The following is a 374-nucleotide window of genomic DNA, read 5'->3' as shown; positions in this document are numbered from 1 at the left end:
GGCCATCGCCTTGCCGTCGACGAATTTGCCCAAACGAGGCCCCAGATTGATCAGCACACCCAGCGCAAAGAAACCGGCGATGGCGTGAACCACACCTGATGCGCCCACATCGTGGTAGCCCAGATCCAGCAGCAACCAGCCATCAGGATGCCATCCCCAGGCACCGGCCAGAATCCAGACACCAGAACCCACCACAATGGTCAGGATCAGGTACGCACTCATGCGAATACGCTCGATCACCGCACCCGACAGAATGGAACCGGTTGTGGCACCAAACATGGCGAAAGCAGCCCAGAAGATACCAGTGCCCATATCAGAGACATCAGGACCCATACTGGCAGCCCATGGCAGGGCACCAGAAGCATCAATAGGAA

Annotated in this window: 1 pseudogene; it reads right to left on the bottom strand. The window is 57.8% G+C overall.

Annotated features, from left to right (window positions below):
• A pseudogene (locus Q4563_RS16995) lies at positions 1 to 333 on the bottom strand (hypothetical protein); the annotation flags it as partial.
• Between the last annotated feature and the right edge of the window lie 41 nt (positions 334 to 374).

This window comes from Gilvimarinus sp. 1_MG-2023, from assembly GCF_030548285.1.
Note: the sequence above shows the minus strand (reverse complement) of the source record. Positions and strands in the feature narration are given on the sequence as shown.